The sequence below is a fragment of the Streptomyces sp. NPDC037100 genome (assembly GCF_055606225.1).
Genome location: NZ_JBVJSX010000003.1, coordinates 505,680 through 521,263 on the forward strand (window position 1 = coordinate 505,680; position 15,584 = coordinate 521,263).

13 protein-coding genes are annotated in these 15,584 nt (G+C 73.0%); 7 read left to right on the plus strand and 6 right to left on the minus strand.

Features of this window, described 5'->3' with window-relative positions; translation table 11 throughout:
- Positions 1-23: 23 nt before the first annotated feature.
- The 4 genes from ACZ7EG_RS12310 (at position 24) to ACZ7EG_RS12325 (ending at position 5,527) form a co-directional block, all read left to right on the plus strand.
- Entirely contained in the window at positions 24-2,465 is a 2,442-nt protein-coding gene (locus ACZ7EG_RS12310; RefSeq protein WP_471076058.1) for a KR domain-containing protein, read from the plus strand.
- A 47-nt stretch (positions 2,466-2,512) separates the two neighbouring features.
- The gene (locus ACZ7EG_RS12315; protein ID WP_361878880.1) at positions 2,513-2,932 is read left to right on the plus strand and encodes an ester cyclase; all 420 of its coding nucleotides are present in this window, start codon (positions 2,513-2,515) and stop codon (positions 2,930-2,932) included.
- A gap of 142 nt (positions 2,933-3,074) precedes the next feature.
- Positions 3,075-4,037: an SDR family NAD(P)-dependent oxidoreductase gene (locus tag ACZ7EG_RS12320; protein WP_471076062.1), complete on the plus strand. Its 963-nt coding sequence runs from the start codon at positions 3,075-3,077 to the stop codon at positions 4,035-4,037.
- On the plus strand, positions 4,037-5,527 hold the full coding sequence (locus ACZ7EG_RS12325; protein ID WP_471076065.1) for a cytochrome P450: 1,491 nt from the start codon (positions 4,037-4,039) through the stop codon (positions 5,525-5,527). The genes ACZ7EG_RS12320 and ACZ7EG_RS12325 overlap by 1 nt, the downstream gene beginning before the upstream one ends.
- Positions 5,528-5,572: 45 nt before the next feature.
- Here the strand turns inward: ACZ7EG_RS12325 and ACZ7EG_RS12330 are convergent, their stop codons facing one another.
- Both ACZ7EG_RS12330 and ACZ7EG_RS12335 read right to left on the minus strand, forming a co-directional pair.
- Positions 5,573-7,021 (minus strand): DEAD/DEAH box helicase, encoded by a 1,449-nt coding sequence (locus tag ACZ7EG_RS12330; RefSeq protein ID WP_471076068.1) that lies wholly within the window; start codon positions 7,019-7,021, stop codon positions 5,573-5,575.
- 152 nt (positions 7,022-7,173) lie between these two features.
- Positions 7,174-7,377 carry a cold-shock protein gene (locus tag ACZ7EG_RS12335; protein ID WP_003991681.1) on the minus strand — a complete coding sequence of 68 codons (204 nt, stop codon included), beginning with the start codon at positions 7,375-7,377 and terminating at the stop codon, positions 7,174-7,176.
- Positions 7,378-7,723: 346 nt separating this feature from the next.
- Here ACZ7EG_RS12335 and ACZ7EG_RS12340 point away from each other — a divergent pair, with 346 nt between their 5' ends.
- From ACZ7EG_RS12340 to ACZ7EG_RS12350, 3 genes are all read left to right on the plus strand, one after another.
- Positions 7,724-9,931 carry an MMPL family transporter gene (locus ACZ7EG_RS12340; protein WP_471076071.1) on the plus strand — a complete coding sequence of 736 codons (2,208 nt, stop codon included), beginning with the start codon at positions 7,724-7,726 and terminating at the stop codon, positions 9,929-9,931.
- A gap of 106 nt (positions 9,932-10,037) precedes the next feature.
- Positions 10,038-11,273, plus strand: coding sequence for a sensor histidine kinase (locus ACZ7EG_RS12345; protein ID WP_471076074.1), 1,236 nt, complete (start codon positions 10,038-10,040; stop codon positions 11,271-11,273).
- Positions 11,270-11,947 carry a response regulator transcription factor gene (locus ACZ7EG_RS12350; protein ID WP_471076077.1) on the plus strand — a complete coding sequence of 226 codons (678 nt, stop codon included), beginning with the start codon at positions 11,270-11,272 and terminating at the stop codon, positions 11,945-11,947. Before ACZ7EG_RS12345 ends, ACZ7EG_RS12350 begins: the two co-directional genes overlap by 4 nt.
- Before the next feature lie 18 nt (positions 11,948-11,965).
- Here the strand turns inward: ACZ7EG_RS12350 and ACZ7EG_RS12355 are convergent, their stop codons facing one another.
- The 4 genes from ACZ7EG_RS12355 to ACZ7EG_RS12370 form a co-directional block, all read right to left on the minus strand.
- Positions 11,966-13,150 carry a serine hydrolase domain-containing protein gene (locus ACZ7EG_RS12355; protein WP_471076080.1) on the minus strand — a complete coding sequence of 395 codons (1,185 nt, stop codon included), beginning with the start codon at positions 13,148-13,150 and terminating at the stop codon, positions 11,966-11,968.
- 96 nt (positions 13,151-13,246) lie between these two features.
- Positions 13,247-13,957 carry a response regulator gene (locus tag ACZ7EG_RS12360; protein ID WP_471076083.1) on the minus strand — a complete coding sequence of 237 codons (711 nt, stop codon included), beginning with the start codon at positions 13,955-13,957 and terminating at the stop codon, positions 13,247-13,249.
- A complete protein-coding gene (locus ACZ7EG_RS12365; protein ID WP_471076086.1) occupies positions 13,954-15,129 on the minus strand; it encodes a sensor histidine kinase in 1,176 nt (391 codons plus the stop codon). The genes ACZ7EG_RS12360 and ACZ7EG_RS12365 overlap by 4 nt, the downstream gene beginning before the upstream one ends.
- Positions 15,130-15,184: 55 nt before the next feature.
- Positions 15,185-15,505 (minus strand): GYD domain-containing protein, encoded by a 321-nt coding sequence (locus ACZ7EG_RS12370; RefSeq protein ID WP_471076089.1) that lies wholly within the window; start codon positions 15,503-15,505, stop codon positions 15,185-15,187.
- Positions 15,506-15,584: the final 79 nt, after the last annotated feature.

The window sequence follows — 15,584 nt, forward strand, 5'->3', positions numbered from 1 at the left end:
CACGCCAGGAAGGAGCACACTCCATGCCGACGTCCCCACCCGCCCCCGCCGGGGCGGCGACCGACGACCCCTCGGTGCAGCCCACGACCCGGATGGTGTGGCGGCCGGCCGCACTGCCGCCGCTCACCGGGGTGGCGCCCGGGCTGTCCGGGATGCGGGTCCTCGTACTCGCCCACGACGACGACAGCGCCGGGCGGGTCGAGCGCGAGCTGACCGCACACGGCGCACGGGTACGCCGGTGCACCCCCGCCACGGCCGCACCGGGCCCCGGCGACGGCCCCGTGGACGCCATCGTCGACCTCACCGTGGGCGGCGCCCCGCTCGAGCACGGCACGACACACCTCGCGGACGCCTGGCGCGAGCCCCTGCTGCGCACCATGGCCGCCCTGCGCGGTCAGTACGCGGACTGGTCCGCCGAGACCTCCGCGCGACGGCTGTACTACCTCGCCGTCACCTACCTCGGCGGCGGAATGGGGCACCACCCCGACGACGACCTGGGCCAGCCGCTGGGCGGCATCTGGGCGGGCCTGGCCAAGACGCTGCACCGGGAGTTCCCCAACTGCAACGCCCGGGTCGTCGACATCGCGCTGTCCGCCGTCCCGGACCTGCCCGGCATCGTCGCGAGCGAGCTGGGCCGGCCGGGCGAGATCGAGGTCGGCCACCGCGAGGGCCGGCGTCTGACCCTGTCCCCCGCCGCCCGGCCCGTCGGCCCGCCCGCCCTGGACCTGGGCGTCGACGACTGCGTCCTGATCTCGGGCGGCGGCCGGGGCATCGGCTGGGAACTGGCCCGGACACTCGCCGAACGGCACGGCGCCCGGGTCCTGGTGACCGGCCGGGAGCCGTTCCCCTCCGAGGGCGAGCCCTGGTTCGGCGCGGACGAGACGGAGCTGAAGGAGTACGAGAAGGGGCTGTGGTCGGGCAGCGGCCGGGGCCGCCCGCTGCCCGAGATCCGCCGTGACATCGCCCGCACCCGCCGCCTGTGGGAACTGGCGGGCAACATCACCGCGGCGCACAAGCGCGGCCTGCGCGTCGAGTACGTGCAGTGCGACTTCACCGACCCCGAGCAGGTGCGGGCCCTGCTGCGGCGGGAGGGCGAGGCGCTCACCGGCGTCGTGCACAACGCGGGCGTGGACCACGCGGCCCGGCTGCCCAAGAAGTCCGACGACGACATCCTGCGCACGGTGGGGACGAAGATCGGCAGTTTCGTCCATCTCTTCGGTGAACTCGCGGGCAACCGGCTCAAGTTCTTCTGCAACGTGGGCTCGCTGACCGGGCGGCTGGGCGGCATGGTCGGGCAGCTTGAGTACGCCGCCGCCAACGAGGGCCTGGCCCGGCTGGGCCGGTGGGCCGAGCGCCGGGCGGACTTCCCGGTGATGACGCTCGCCTGGCCCACGTGGGACCGCATCGGCCTCATCGCCAACTTCGCCGCGACCCGGCGCTACATGGCCCCCCTCGGCGTCGCCGACGGTCTCGCCAAGTGGCAGGACGAGCTGCTGGCCGGCTCGGCCGGCGAGATCACCTTCGTGGGACCGCTCGGCGACGCCGTCGACCCCGGCCAGGCCACCGGCTACCCGGTCGTCCCCGACCTCCCCGGGCATCCCGAGGTCTACCCGAAGATCCACCACCTCGGGGAGGTGACCTCCTACGAGCCGCACACCCGGCTGGTGTCCCGGGTCCGCTTCGACCGGGACACCGCGCCGGTCCTCACGGACTTCCTGGTGGACGGCGTGGAAGCGGTCCCCGTGAGCCTGCTGCTGGAGAACGCGCTGCGCGGCGCGGAGTGGATCGTGCCCCCGGACTTCCCGGAGCTGACGGCCGACTGCCTGGAGGACGTCGTCGTCCCCCTGGACCTGCTGAAGCTGGACGGCCCGGCGACGGTCCTGGAACGCGAGGTCCGCGGCAGGTACGACGGACGTTCCTGGACCGTCGACGTCCGCTTCCGGCGGCCGGGAGACCCCGGCGGCCGGGACGGCGAGCGGGAGGGCGGGCCGGGCGACGAGGCCAGGGCCCGGATCGTGTACACGCCGGGAGACACCCGCCCGCCCGCCCCTCCCCGCAGCGGCGTCACCCCGGTGACGACCTGGCGCTCGGGGCCCGCGCGGCTGCGCTGGCGGTCGTCGGTGGTGCCCCGGGCGCGCTGGACCCGGGCCGGGCGCGGCGGCTGGGAGGGCGAGGCACGCCCCTGCCCGCCCGGCGACCTGTGGGCGACGCCCGCCGCCCCGCGCACCGCCCTCGCGGTGTCTGCGCTGGAGAACGTGGTGCGGCTGTGCACACAGCAGGGACCGGGGCTCTCGGTCGCGGTCGACCCGCTGACCCTCGGCCGCGTCACCCTGCACACCGCCGAGGACGGCGACTCCCGCATCGAAGGAGACCCCGTGCTCGGCACCTGGAAGGTGACCAGCGCGTCGTCCGGCGCCCGCGTCATGACGCTGACCGGATGCGAGGGCCCGGTCGCGGCCGGCTGAGAACACCGGAAAAAACCCCGATTGTTCAGAGAAAGGGAGCAGGAAAAATGTCGGACACCCTGAAGAACAAGGCCGTTCTGGAGCGCTACTACGAGGAGTGCCTCAACAAGGGAAACCTCGACGTCATCTACGAGGGAGCGGCTCCCGACCACATCAGCCACGGAACCGCCCCGAACAGCGAGGAGGGCGTGGAGCACCTGAAGGAATGGGTGCGGATCCAGCGCGCGTCCTTTCCCGACCTGCACGTCACGGTGGACGACTGGATCCTGGAGGGCGACAAGGTCGTGAGCCGGTTCACCGCGCGGGGAACCCACACCGGCGAGCCGTACGAGGGGATTCCGGCGCAGGGGCGCGATTTCGCCGTACCCGGAATCGTCATCGACGAGTTCCGGGACGGGGTGATCGTGGAGAGCTGGTTCTCGCTCGACGCGTTCGACCTCGCGAAGCAGCTCGGCGCCTTCGGCTGAGCCCGCCACGGCACCGGCACCCCTGCCCGGGGCGCCGGTGCCGGCCCGGGGGTCACGCGGTGCGGTCCGCGCGGGCGATCGCGTCCGTGACGGGCTCGGCGTGGGCCTCGGCGTTGCCGGAAAGCCCTGCCCGACACGGGAGATGAGGGAGACCTTGACCACTGATCCGAACCCGGTACTGATCACGGGTTGTTCATCCGGAATAGGCCGCGCCTGTGCGCTCAGGATGCACCGTGCGGGAATGCTCGTGTACGCCACCGCGCGCAGGCCCGAGACGCTCGCCCCGCTGGCCGCCGAGGGCATCCGCACCCTGCGTCTCGACGTCACCGACGAGGAGAGCATGCGCGCGGCCGTCGACACCGTCGAAGCCGCCCACGGGCCGGTCGGCACGCTGGTGAACAGCGCGGGGTTCGCCGCCTCCGGTGTCGTGGAGGAGATCGGACTGCCCGAGATGCGGAGGCAGTTCGAGACCAACGTGTTCGGACTGGCCCGCCTGAGCCAGCTGGTCCTGCCCGGCATGCGGGCCGCGGGGCGGGGCACCATCGTCAACCTCTCCTCGATCTTCGGCCGTTACGCGGTCCCCGGCGGCGGCTTCTACCAGGCGTCCAAACACGCCGTCGAGGCGCTCAGCGACGCGCTCCGGCTGGAGACCTCCGGCTTCGGCGTCAAGGTCGTCCTCATCGAGCCCGGCCCGGTGCGCACCACCAACTTCGGCGCGACGTACGTGGACAACCTCCCGTCCGCCGGCGAGGTCTACGACGACTTCCGGCGGCGCACCGCCGACTACTTCGAGGCGATCTACACCGGCAGCCGCCGCACCCTCGCGGGCACCTTCACCGTCGAGGCCGACGACGTGGCCCGCGTCGTGACCCGGGCGGCCCTCGCCCGGCGCCCCCGGGCCCGCTACCCGGTCGGCTTCCTCGCCCGGAGCACCATCGCGCTGCGCCGCCTGGCCCCGGACGTGGTCTTCGACCACCTCTTCGTACGGCGCGCGTTCCCCGTGCCGCGCGGCAGCGCCGGCCGGACCGCCCCGGCCCGCGCGGTGTCCGCGCTCCGGCGGACGGCGCCGGTGACCCGCACCGCCTCCCCAGGTAAGGACTTGTGATGAACACCCTCACCGCCACTGCCACTTCCCCTGCCACCGCCCCCGGCCCGAAGGGCGCCCCCCTCGTGGGCAGCCTCGGCCCCTGGCGCCGCAACACCGCCGAGTTCCTGCTCGGCCTCCAGCGCGACTACGGCGAACTGGTCCGGATGCGGCTCGGGCCGATGACGGTCCACCAGGCCACCAGCCCCGAGGCGGTCCGCAGGGTGCTGGTGGAGAACAACGCCAACTACGTGCGCGGGCCGCTGTACGAGCAGTTCGGCGTGGTCATGGGCAAGGGCCTGCTCACCACGGACGGCGAGTTCTGGCGCGGTCACCGCCGGGCCGTGCAACCGGTGTTCCTGAAGAACGCCGTGACCGACATCGTCCCGAACATCGTCTCGGCCACCCAGGAGATGCTGGACGAGTGGGAGGCCCGGGCCGCGCGTGACGAGCCGGTGGACCTGATGGCCGAGATGCTGCGGCTCACCCTGGTCACCCTCAGCCGCTCGCTGTTCGCCTACGACATCAAGCCCGCCTCCCACGTGCTGAAGCGGATCGTGGACGACGTGGTGGAGGTGATGTTCCGGCGGGGCACCGCCTCCGAGATGCTGCCCTCCTGGCTGCCCACCGCCCGCAACCGCAAGATCGCCCACATCCACCAGGTCTTCGACGAGGTCGTCGCGAACGTCCGGGAGAACTACGCGCGCACCGGCGAGGGCCCGCTGATCGCCCTGATGGAACAGGCCGAGGACCCGGCCACCGGCCGGCCGTGGACCGACCGGCAGCTGCGCGACGAACTGCTCACCATCTACCTGGCGGGCCACGAGACCACGGCCGTGTCGCTGTGCTGGACACTGCTGTCGATCGCCAACCACCCGCATGTGCAGGAGGAGCTGGACGGGGAGATCGACGGGGTGCTGGGCGGCGGCACCCCCGATGCCGACAGCGCGGCCGGGCTGACGTACACCCGGATGGTCGTGGACGAGAGCCTGCGGATGTACCCGCCGATCTGGATCTTCCCGCGGGCCGCCGTCGGCCCCGACACCCTCGACGGCTACGACATCGAGGCCGGTTCGTCGATCCTGCTCTCGCCGCTCGCCTCCCACCACAACCCGCGCCACTGGGACAACCCGGTGGCCTTCGACCCGTACCGGTTCACCCCGCAGGCCGTGCGGGAGCGGCCCCGCATGGCGTACTTCCCGTTCGGCGCCGGGCCCCGGCAGTGCGTCGGCAACTCCATGGCGCTGCTCGAACTGCGGATCATCGTGGCGATGATCAATCAGCGTTTCCAGCTCAACCTCGTGCCGGGCGACGCGTTGCGCTACGGCTCTCCCGTCATCTCCCTGCGCCCGCTGCGGGACGTCATGGTGCGCCTGCGCCCCCGCGAGAGGAAGCCGGGGAGCGTGACGCCCGCGGCGTCGGCCGCGGGGGCACCCCGCGCGGCGTCGGCCGCGGCAACAGCCCCTGCGGCCGAGAGCCCGGCGTGCCCGTACGGCGCGGGAGGTGCGTAGACCCGGACGGGCACCGAGGCCTCCGGCACGACCCGCGTCGGCGGTTCAGCGGCGGCGGCCCCGGGACGGCCTGCTCCGCCGTCCGTTCGGCGCGGAACCCGTGCGCGCGGCGGGCTTCTCGGTGGCCGGCGGGGCGAGGACCACGGGCACGCCCGAGGGCTCCTGCGCCCCGGTGATGCGGCTCAGTTCGACCTCGTCCGAGCGGACCCGGGTGATCTGCGGGGTGATCCCGGCGTCGGCCATCAGTCGGGTCATCTCGCGCCGCTGGTGCGGCAGGACCAGGGTGACGACGGTGCCGGACTCGCCGGCGCGGGCCGTACGGCCGCCGCGGTGCAGGTAGTCCTTGTGGTCGCCGGGCGGGTCCACGTTGACGACCAGGTCGAGGTTGTCGACGTGGATGCCGCGGGCGGCGACATTGGTCGCCACCAGGACCGAGACCTGCCCGTCCTTGAACCGGGCCAGGGTCCTGGTCCGCTGGGACTGGGACTTCCCGCCGTGCAGCGCCATCGCGCGCACGCCCACGGCCAGCAGCTTCTTGGCCAGCCGGTCGGCGGCGTGCTTGGTGTCCAGGAACATGATCACGCGCCCGTCGCGGGCGGCGATCCGGGTCGTGGTGGCGTGCTTGTCGTCGTCCTCCACGTGGAGCAGGTGGTGCTCCATGGTGGTGACGGCGCCCGCGGACGGGTCGACGGAGTGCACCACCGGGTCGTGCAGGTACGTGCGGACCAGCCGGTCGACGTTGCGGTCCAGGGTGGCGGAGAACAGCATCCGCTGCCCGCCCGGGCGCACCTGGTCGAGCAGGGCGGTCACCTGCGGCATGAAGCCCATGTCGGTCATCTGGTCGGCCTCGTCGAGGACGGTGATGTCGACGTGGTCCAGCCGGCAGTCACCTCGGTCTATGAGGTCCTTGAGGCGACCGGGCGTGGCGACGACGACCTCGGCGCCGGAGCGCAGCGCGTTCGCCTGCCGGCCGATCGGCATGCCGCCGACCACCGTGGCGAGCCGCAGCCGCAGCGCGCGGGCGAAGGGGGTGAGGGCGTCGGTGACCTGCTGGGCCAGCTCGCGGGTCGGCACGAGGACCAGGGCGAGCGGCTGCCGGGCCTCGGCCCGCCGCCCGTCGACGCGGGCCAGCAGGGCGAGCCCGAAGGCGAGCGTCTTGCCCGAGCCGGTGCGCCCGCGGCCCAGGACGTCCCGGCCGGCCAGGGAGTTCGGCAGGGTCGCCGCCTGGATGGGGAACGGCGCGGTCAGCCCCTCGGCGCGCAGCGCGGCGAGCAGCCGCTCGGGCAGGTCGAGGTCGTCGAACGCCTCGACGGCCGGAAGGGCCGGGGTGATGGTGGCGGGCGGTGCGAACTCCCCGCCGGGGGCGGGGCGGCGCCCGCCGCGGCCGCCGCCGGACGGGCGGGAGGCGGTGCCTGCGCCGCCCGACTTACGGGAGCGGAACCCGTTGCCGCGGGAGTGGGGGGAGCCGTTGCTCCTGCGAGCCGTGCGGTCCATGGGAGAACCTTCCTCGAAGCGGCACGCGTCGAGGAATGCGCGACGGCACCGCAGTGCCGCAGGATTCGCAAGAGTTGAGCCGGATTGGAACAAAACGAGCCGAGGCCCGCACCGCGAGGGTGCGGGCCCCGGTCAGGGCATGCGCGTACGCGTCAGGCGGGAACGATGTTCTCGGCCTGCGGGCCCTTCTGGCCCTGCGTGACGTCGAAGGTGACCTTCTGGCCTTCCTGGAGCTCACGGAAGCCAGAGGTGGCGATGTTCGAGTAGTGGGCGAAGACGTCCGGGCCGCCACCCTCCTGCTCGATGAAGCCGAAGCCCTTTTCCGAGTTGAACCACTTCACGGTGCCGGTAGCCATATGAATCTCCCTTGAGGGCAGTACTCAGGGCCCGCACCTTGCGGGCCCGTAGTCGCCGAAATGATCACCCTAAGGAGATCCGAGAATCCTCGGAAACAAAAAAGAGTGCTCGTCGACAAACGGTCGAAAGAGCACTCGAAGTCTCTGGGAACCAAAACTGCAACGCCAGCCAAGGTAGCACAGGCCGCGTCGGAAAGCTCGGGAATCTCGTACCGGAGGTGGACCCGGCCCCCCTGCGTACTGCGTTCCGAGTACCGGAGAGTGTCGGCAGGCGCACGACGACGGGACGGTCCCCTCCCGGAGAGGCTCGGCAGACGTCCGACACCAGATGTGGAGACCTCCTGCCGTGGCAACTTTCCTGTATCGAGTGGGCCGTCTGGCCTTCCGGCGGCGCTGGTACGTCGCCCTGGTCTGGGCGGCCGTCCTGGCAGCCGTGGGGCTGGGCTCCCTCAAGGCCCCGGGGGCCGCCGACGAGGAGTTCTCGATGCCCGGCATCGAGTCCCAGAAGGCGTTCGACCTGATGGAGCAGCGCTTCCCCGGGGCCACGGCCGACAGCGCGACGGCCAGGGTCGTCTTCATCGCGCCGAGCGGCGAGAAGGTCACGGCCGCCGGGAACAAGGAGGCCGTCGAGAAGACCGTGGCCGAGCTCGGTGACGGCCCGCAGGCGGCGAGCGCCGTCGACCCGTTCCGCGCGAAGACGATCAGCCGGGACGGCAGGACGGCCTTCGCCACGGTCACCTACGAGGTCGAGGCCGGCGACCTCACCGACGCCGGCCGCGGCCACCTGGAGCGGACCCTCGACCAGGCCCGGGACTCCGGCCTGACCGTCGAGGCGGGCGGCACCGCGCTGGCCGCCGAGGGCGGCCCGGGCGGCATGGCCGAGGTGATCGGCGTCGCGATCGCCGCCGTGGTGCTCCTGGTCACCTTCGGCTCCCTGGCCGCCGCGGGGCTGCCCCTGCTGACGGCCGTGGTCGGGGTCGGCATCAGCATGGCCGCGATCCTCGCCCTGTCCAGCGCCCTGGGCCTGTCCACGACCACCGGCACCCTGGCGATGATGCTGGGCCTCGCCGTGGGCATCGACTACGCCCTGTTCGTCGTCTCCCGCTACCGGGAGGAACGCGCCAAGGGCCGCACGCCGCAGGAGGCGACGGCGCTGGCCGTCGGCACGGCCGGTTCCGCGGTCGTGTTCGCCGGGCTCACCGTCGTGATCGCACTGGCCGGGCTCGCCGTGGTCGGCATCCCGATGCTCACGAAGATGGGGCTGGCCGCGGCGGGCGCGGTCGTCGTGGCCGTACTGATCGCCCTCACCCTCGTCCCCGCGCTCCTCGGTTTCTGGCCGAACGCCGTACTCACCCGGCGGGCCCGCAAGAGCGGCCGGATCGAGCCGAGCACCGAAGCGGGCGCCGGCACCCGCTGGGCGCGGTTCGTGCTGCGCCGTCCCCTGCCCGTCCTGCTCCTCGGCGTCGTCGGCCTGGGCGCCCTCGCCCTGCCCGCCGCCGACCTCCAGCTCGGCATGCCCGGGGACGAGGCCAAGCCGGTCTCCACCACCGAGCGCCGGGCCTACGACGCGCTCGCCGAAGGCTTCGGGCCGGGCTCCAACGGGCCGCTGACCATCGTGGTGGACGCCAAGGGCACCGCCGACCCGAAGGCCGCCGCCGGCACGATCGCCGAGGAGATCGGCGGCACCCGGGGCGTCGTGTCCGTCTCCCCGGCCCGCTTCAACGCCGCCGGCGACACCGCGGTCTTCTCGGCCGTCCCCGCCACCGCGCCGACCGACGAGAAGACCAAGGACCTGGTCACCACCATCCGGGACGAACGCCCCGGCATCGAGTCCGGCACCGGCGCCACCTACGAGGTCACCGGCACCACCGCGATGAACATCGACATCGCCGAGAAGGTCCAGGCCGCGCTGATCCCGTACCTGGTCGTCGTGGTCGGCCTGGCGATCGTGCTGCTGCTGGTGGTCTTCCGGTCCCTGCTCGTCCCGCTCAAGGCGGCCCTCGGCTTCCTGCTGTCGGTGCTGGCCTCCCTCGGCGCGGTCGTGGTGGTCTTCCAGCAGGGCCACGGTGCCGAGATCCTCGGCGTGGAGCAGACCGGCCCGATCATGAGCCTGATGCCGATCTTCCTGGTGGGCATCGTCTTCGGCCTCGCGATGGACTACGAGGTGTTCCTCGTCTCCCGGATGCGGGAGGCCCACGTCCACGGCGAGTCGCCCGCCCAGGCGATCACGTCCGGCTTCCGGCACAGCGCCCGGGTGGTCGTGGCCGCCGCCCTGATCATGATCGCGGTGTTCGCCGGGTTCATCGGCGAGAGCGACTCCATGATCAAGATGATCGGCTTCGGACTGGCCTCCGCCGTCCTCTTCGACGCCTTCGTCGTACGGATGGCGATCGTGCCCGCCGTCCTCGCCCTGCTCGGCGACAAGGCCTGGTGGCTGCCCAAGTGGCTGGACCGGGCGCTGCCCCGGGTCGACGTGGAGGGCGAGGCCCTCAGCCGGCCGGAGCCGGAACCGGCCGCGGACCCCGCCCGCGACCTGGAGCCGGCCCGCATCTGAGGCGCCGCACCCCGGGCCGCCCGTGGCGAAGGACACGGGCGGCCCCTCGCGCGTCCCCGCCGGACGTCGACCACGATGGTCCCAGCCCCACCGACCGGAGAGCCCGATGAGCATCCCCTTGGAGCGCCGCTACGCGGACCGCCTGGAGGAATTCGCCGAACAGCACCCCTTCCTCGTCGACCTGGCGATGGTCCTGGGGCTGATGGGCTGCGCGACCTTCGGCACGTCCCTCTCCCTGCCCGGCGCCGACCCGCCCGCCCAGGACAAGGCGGGCGTCGTCCTCATGGGCGTGGCCTGTCTCGTCCTGCTCAAGCACCGGGCCTACCCGCGCACCGCCGTCACGATCACGACGGGCTGCACCGTGACGGTGGTCGCGATGGGCTATCTGCTCACGCCCCTGCTGCTGGCACCGATCATGGCGGCGCTGTACTGGCTCGCCACCCTCACCGACCGCAGGACCACCCGCGTTTACGGCGTCGGCACCATGGCGGCGGTGATCGTCGCGGCCGTGTTCACCGACTCCATGGACCATCTGTCGCTGCTGCTGAGGACGATCGGCCCCTTCTTCTGGCTGATGCTGCCCCTGGCCGCCGGCAACATGACGCGGCTGCGGCGCGCCTACCTCCAGGCCGTGCAGGCCCGGGCGGAGCACGCCGAGCGCACCCGGGAGGAGGAGGCCCGGCTGCGGGTCACCGAGGAACGGATGCGCATCGCCCGGGAGCTGCACGACGTCGTGGCCCACCACATGGCCCTGGCCAACGCCCAGGCCGGCACCGCCGCGCACCTCGCCCTCACCCGCCCCGAGGAGTCCCGGAAGATCCTCGACGACCTGACCGGCACGACGTCCTCCGCGCTGCGGGAGCTGAAGGCCGCCCTGGGCCTGCTCCGCCAGGACGGCGAGGGCCCCGGTTCCGGGTCGCTGGACCCGTCCCCGGGTCTGTCCCGCCTGCCCGAGCTGGTCTCGGCGTGCGAGTCGGCGGGCCTTGAGGTCACCGTCACCACCGAGGGGGAACCGCAGCCGCTGTCACCCGGCGTCGACCTGACCGCGTACCGGATCGTGCAGGAAGCCCTGACCAACGTCACCAAGCACGCCACGGCCGATGCCGCCCACGTGCTCCTCGCCTACACCGGCTCCCGTCTGCTGATCACCGTCACCAACGACGGCCCCAGCGAGCCGGCGGTCGCCCGGGGCCGCGGCTTCGGCGTGATGGGAATGCGCGAGCGCGCCCTCTCCATCGGCGGCGAACTGTGCGCGGGCCCCCGCCCCCAGGGCGGCTTCGAGGTCACCACCGCGCTGCCCCTGCAACCCTCCCTCCACCTCGCCGAAGGAACCACCGCATGAGCATCAGGGTGCTGCTCGCCGACGACCAGGCCCTGCTGCGGGCCACCTTCCGCATCCTCATCGACTCCTGCGCGGACATGGAGGTGGTCGCCGAGGCCTCCGACGGTGCCGAGGCGGTCGACCTGACCCGAAAGCTGCGCCCGGACATCGTCCTCATGGACATCCGTATGCCCGGCACCGACGGCCTCACCGCCACCTCCGAGCTGTGCGCCGACCCGGAGCTGTCCGCCACCCGTGTCCTGATCCTCACCACGTTCGAGACCGAGGACTACGTCGCCCAGGCCCTGCGCGCCGGAGCCAGCGGCTTCCTCGGCAAGGACGTCACCGCCGACACCCTGCTGGACGGCCTGCGCACGGTGGCCTCCGGCGAGGCCCTCCTGTCGCCCGTCGCCACCCGCTCCCTCATCACCCGGTTCCTCATGGCCCCCGCCCCCGGCACCCACCTGGCACCACCGGAGCGTCTCGCCGACCTCACGGTCCGCGAGCGCGAGGTGATGGCCCTGGCCGCGGAGGGCAGGTCCAACACGGAGATCGCCGAGGACCTCACCGTCAGCCCGCTGACCGTGCGCACGCACATTCACCGTGCCATGACCAAGCTGCACGCCCGGGACCGCGCACAGCTGGTCGTCATCGCCTACCAGACGGGGCTCGTGCGGGCGACGCCACCGGTGTGAGCCCCTCGGCGGCCGCGCCTACGGCCTGCCGTAGGCCGCGACCATGATCTTCTCGGCGGTCCTGTTCATGTCCTGGCCCTTGGCGTCGGTGGAGTTGACGCTGTAGACGAGGGTGCGCGAGCCGTTGCGGGTGGAGGCGATGGCGGCGTTGTACCCCCAGCGCCCGCCCGTCTTGCCCCAGACCTCGCGCCCGCCCAGCACCTTCATGGACAGTCCGACGGAGTAGGCGGCCGGCTTCCCGGTCCTGAAGTCGGTCACCTCGGGCAGCGTGAACATCTCCTCCAGCAGCGGCCCCCGCACGATCCGCCCCCGGAACAGGGCGCGGGTGAACGTCTCCAGGTCCGCGGTGGTCGAGATGATGTTCCCGGCCGCCCACGCGTCCGTCGCCCCCCACACGGTGACGTCCCGGAGCCCGGTCGTGCCGTCGTCGAGACGCATGGTCTGGTAGCCGCGGTTGTGCGGCCCGTCGATGCGCGGGTTCGTCCCCGGGAAGGAGGTGTCCCGCAGTCCCAGCGGCCCGAGCACCCGCCGGGCGACCTGACGCTCGTAGGAGTCGTGGGTGACGCGTTCGATGAGCAGGCCGGCGACGGTGTAGCCGATGTTGAGGTAGTGCTGCCGCTCGCCCGGCGCGAACTCGGGCCTCTTCGACATCGCCGAGCGGACCATGTCCCGGGGGTCGTACACCCGGAAGCGGTTGGCGTACGCCTCCTCGACGGTGGTGCCGGGGAAGTCGGGGGCGGGGATGCCGTGGGTGTGGTCGAGGAGCTGCCGGACGGTGACGCCCGCGTACGACGCCGGGATCAGGTCCGGCAGGTACGAGCGGGCGCTGCGGTCCAGGTCCAGGCGTCCCTCCTCGGCCAGTTGCAGGGCGACCGCGGCGGTGAAGACCTTGGTGACGGACCCGGCGCGGAACCGGGCGGCGGGATCGGCGGGCCGGCCGCTCCGCAGATCGTGGACGCCCGAACTGCCGTGCCAGGTGCCCTTCTTGCCGCCGACCCGCACGAGGGCGGCGGTGGCGTCGGCGCCGGGGAGGCCTGCGATGGCGGCTTCGAGGGCGGCGTTCGGGGACTGCCCGGTGGTGGACGGCGCGGCCGGGGCGGAGGCGGCAGCCGGGTCGGACGCGGCGGCCGGGAGCACGGACGGCCCCGCGGCGATGCCCGCGACGAGCAGGGCGGCGGTCAGCAGACCGGTACGGGTCTTCATGGCGAACTCCGGTGAGAAGGAGGGACGTTGGGTGACGTCCTCATCCTCCGGAGCTGCGCCGCCGGGCGGATCGCCCTCGCCGGTGGTCCTGCGGCGTCACTTCCTCGCCGACGCGGGGGAGGGTCCGGCCCGGCCCGCTCCCCCGGGCGGGGGACCCCCGGCGGCGACGAGGCCGGTCTCGTAGGCGCAGATCACGGCCTGGATCCGGTCCCTGAGGCCCAGCTTCGCGAGCACGTTGCCCACATGCGTCTTGACGGTGTGGTCGCTGACCACCAGCTCGGCGGCGATCTCGGCGTTCGACAGGCCCCGTGCGAGCAGCAGCAGCGTCTCGCGCTCCCGGGCGGTCAGGACGTCCAGCCGGGGATCGGGTCTGCGGTTCCGGGCGGCGGGGCGGGTGTACTGCTCCACCAGACGCCGGGCGACGGAGGGGGCGAGCAGCGAGTCGCCCCGGGCGACGACCCGCACGGCGTGCACGAGGTCGTCGCGGCGGACGTCCTTGAGCAGGAAGCCGCTCGCGCCCGCGTGCAGGGCGTCGTACACGTACTCGTCGGAGTCGAAGGTCGTCAGCATCACCGTCCGGCAGTCGCCCGCGGCGCTGATCGCCCGGCAGGCCTCGATGCCGTCCACGCGGGGCATCCGGATGTCGAGCAGCGCCACATCGGGCGCGTGCCGCCGCACCGCCTCGACGGCCTCGCCGCCGTCCCCCGCCTCGGCGACGACCTCGATGTCCGGCTGCGCGTCCAGGATCATCGCGAAGCCGCTGCGCACGAGTTCCTGGTCGTCGGCGACGATGACACGGATCGTCATCGCCCCGCCTCCGCCGCGTGCGGCACGGGAATCCGCACCCGCACCTCGAACCCCCGCCCGTCCGCGCCGGGCCCCGCGGCCGCACTGCCCCCGTGCGCCGCCGCCCGCTCCCGCATTCCGGCCAGCCCGTGCCCGCCCCGACGGGACATCCCTCGCGGCCCCTTTCCGTCATCGATCACGACGACCCCCAACTCGCCCTCTCCATAAGTCAATTCAACATGCACCGTCCGCGCGTCCGCATGCTTGAGGGTATTGGTCAGGGCCTCCTGGACCACCCGGAAGACGGTGGCCCCGACGCCCTCCGGAACGGGCCGGACGTCGCCGAGGGCCCGGTACGTCACGTCGAGCCCGCTCCCGCGCACCCGGCCGAGGAGACCGGGCAGGGCGGCGAGTCCGGGCTGCGGCTCGCGCGGGGCGGCGGAACCGGGCCCGTCGGCGCCGTCCCGCAGCACGCCCAGCATGTCCCGCAACTGGGTCATGGCGTCCCGCCCGGTCGCGGAGATGGCGTCGAAGGCGGCCACGGCCCGCTCGGGCGCTGCACGCACCGCCACCGGTCCCGCCTCGGCCTGCACGATCATCAGGCTCACGGCGTGGGAGAGGATGTCGTGCATCTCCCGTGCGATCCGGGCCCGTTCGCGTGCCGCGGCCTGCTCGGCCTCGACGCGGTGGGCCCGCTGCCGGGCGTCGGTGAGCCGCCCGAACACGTAGGCGGCGGCGAACACGAAGAGGGAGAAGGTCAGTTCACGCGCCGACCGGGTGTTGAGCCACACCCCCACCGGCACGGCGACCAGCAGGACGAGCCCGGTGAGGATCCGTTTGCGCGCCGAGGACAGCGCGGCGATCGTGTAGACGACGACGAGTCCGGTGTACGGCAACGGCTGCCCGGGCCCGTCCAGGGTGAACCGGTACAGGGCGCCCGTGGCCAGCACCGCGAACAGCACGGCGACGGGTGCGCGCCGCCGCCAGACCAGGGGTACGACGGTGAGGGTGCTCAGCCCGTAGGCGCCCCAGGTCGCCGGTGGCGCCCCGGCCGCCCGCGGCACGAGGAACGGCATGGTCATCGCGCCCTGGACCAGGAGCGCGAGGCCGATGTCGACGACCAGGGGCCTGGCCGCCGCCAGCGCCCGGCCGCGCTCCCACCACACCCGTACGTCCCCGCGTGTTTCCCCCACGCGACCTCACGGTAACGGGCGGGCCGGGCCGAGGGGCCGGATCACCGCTCCCGCATCACGCTCCCGCGGCCCGGAAGGTGACCTCACGGCGGACGGCCTCGTCGATCTCCTCGACGGTGAGCAGCGGCGTCGCCCGGGTGCGGACGGTCCCGCTGGCCTTGACGGTGAGGCTGACGGCGGCCATGGAGACACTGTCGGGGAAGTCGACGATCATCACGACATCGTCCTCCCCGAAGGCGAAGTACATCGCCTCGACCCTTCCCCCGAGCCCGGTGACGACCTGCTCCACGGCGGCCCGGCGCCCACTCGCCCCCTCCTTGAGCAGACCCCTGGTGCCGTCCCTGGTGTAGCTGGCCTGAATGAGGAACTTCGGCATGACCGCTTCCCGCCCGTCGCTTGTCGGATGTGCGGCATGCCTTCCCGGCGCGTCGGCGGTCGCCCCGCACGCAGGGCTC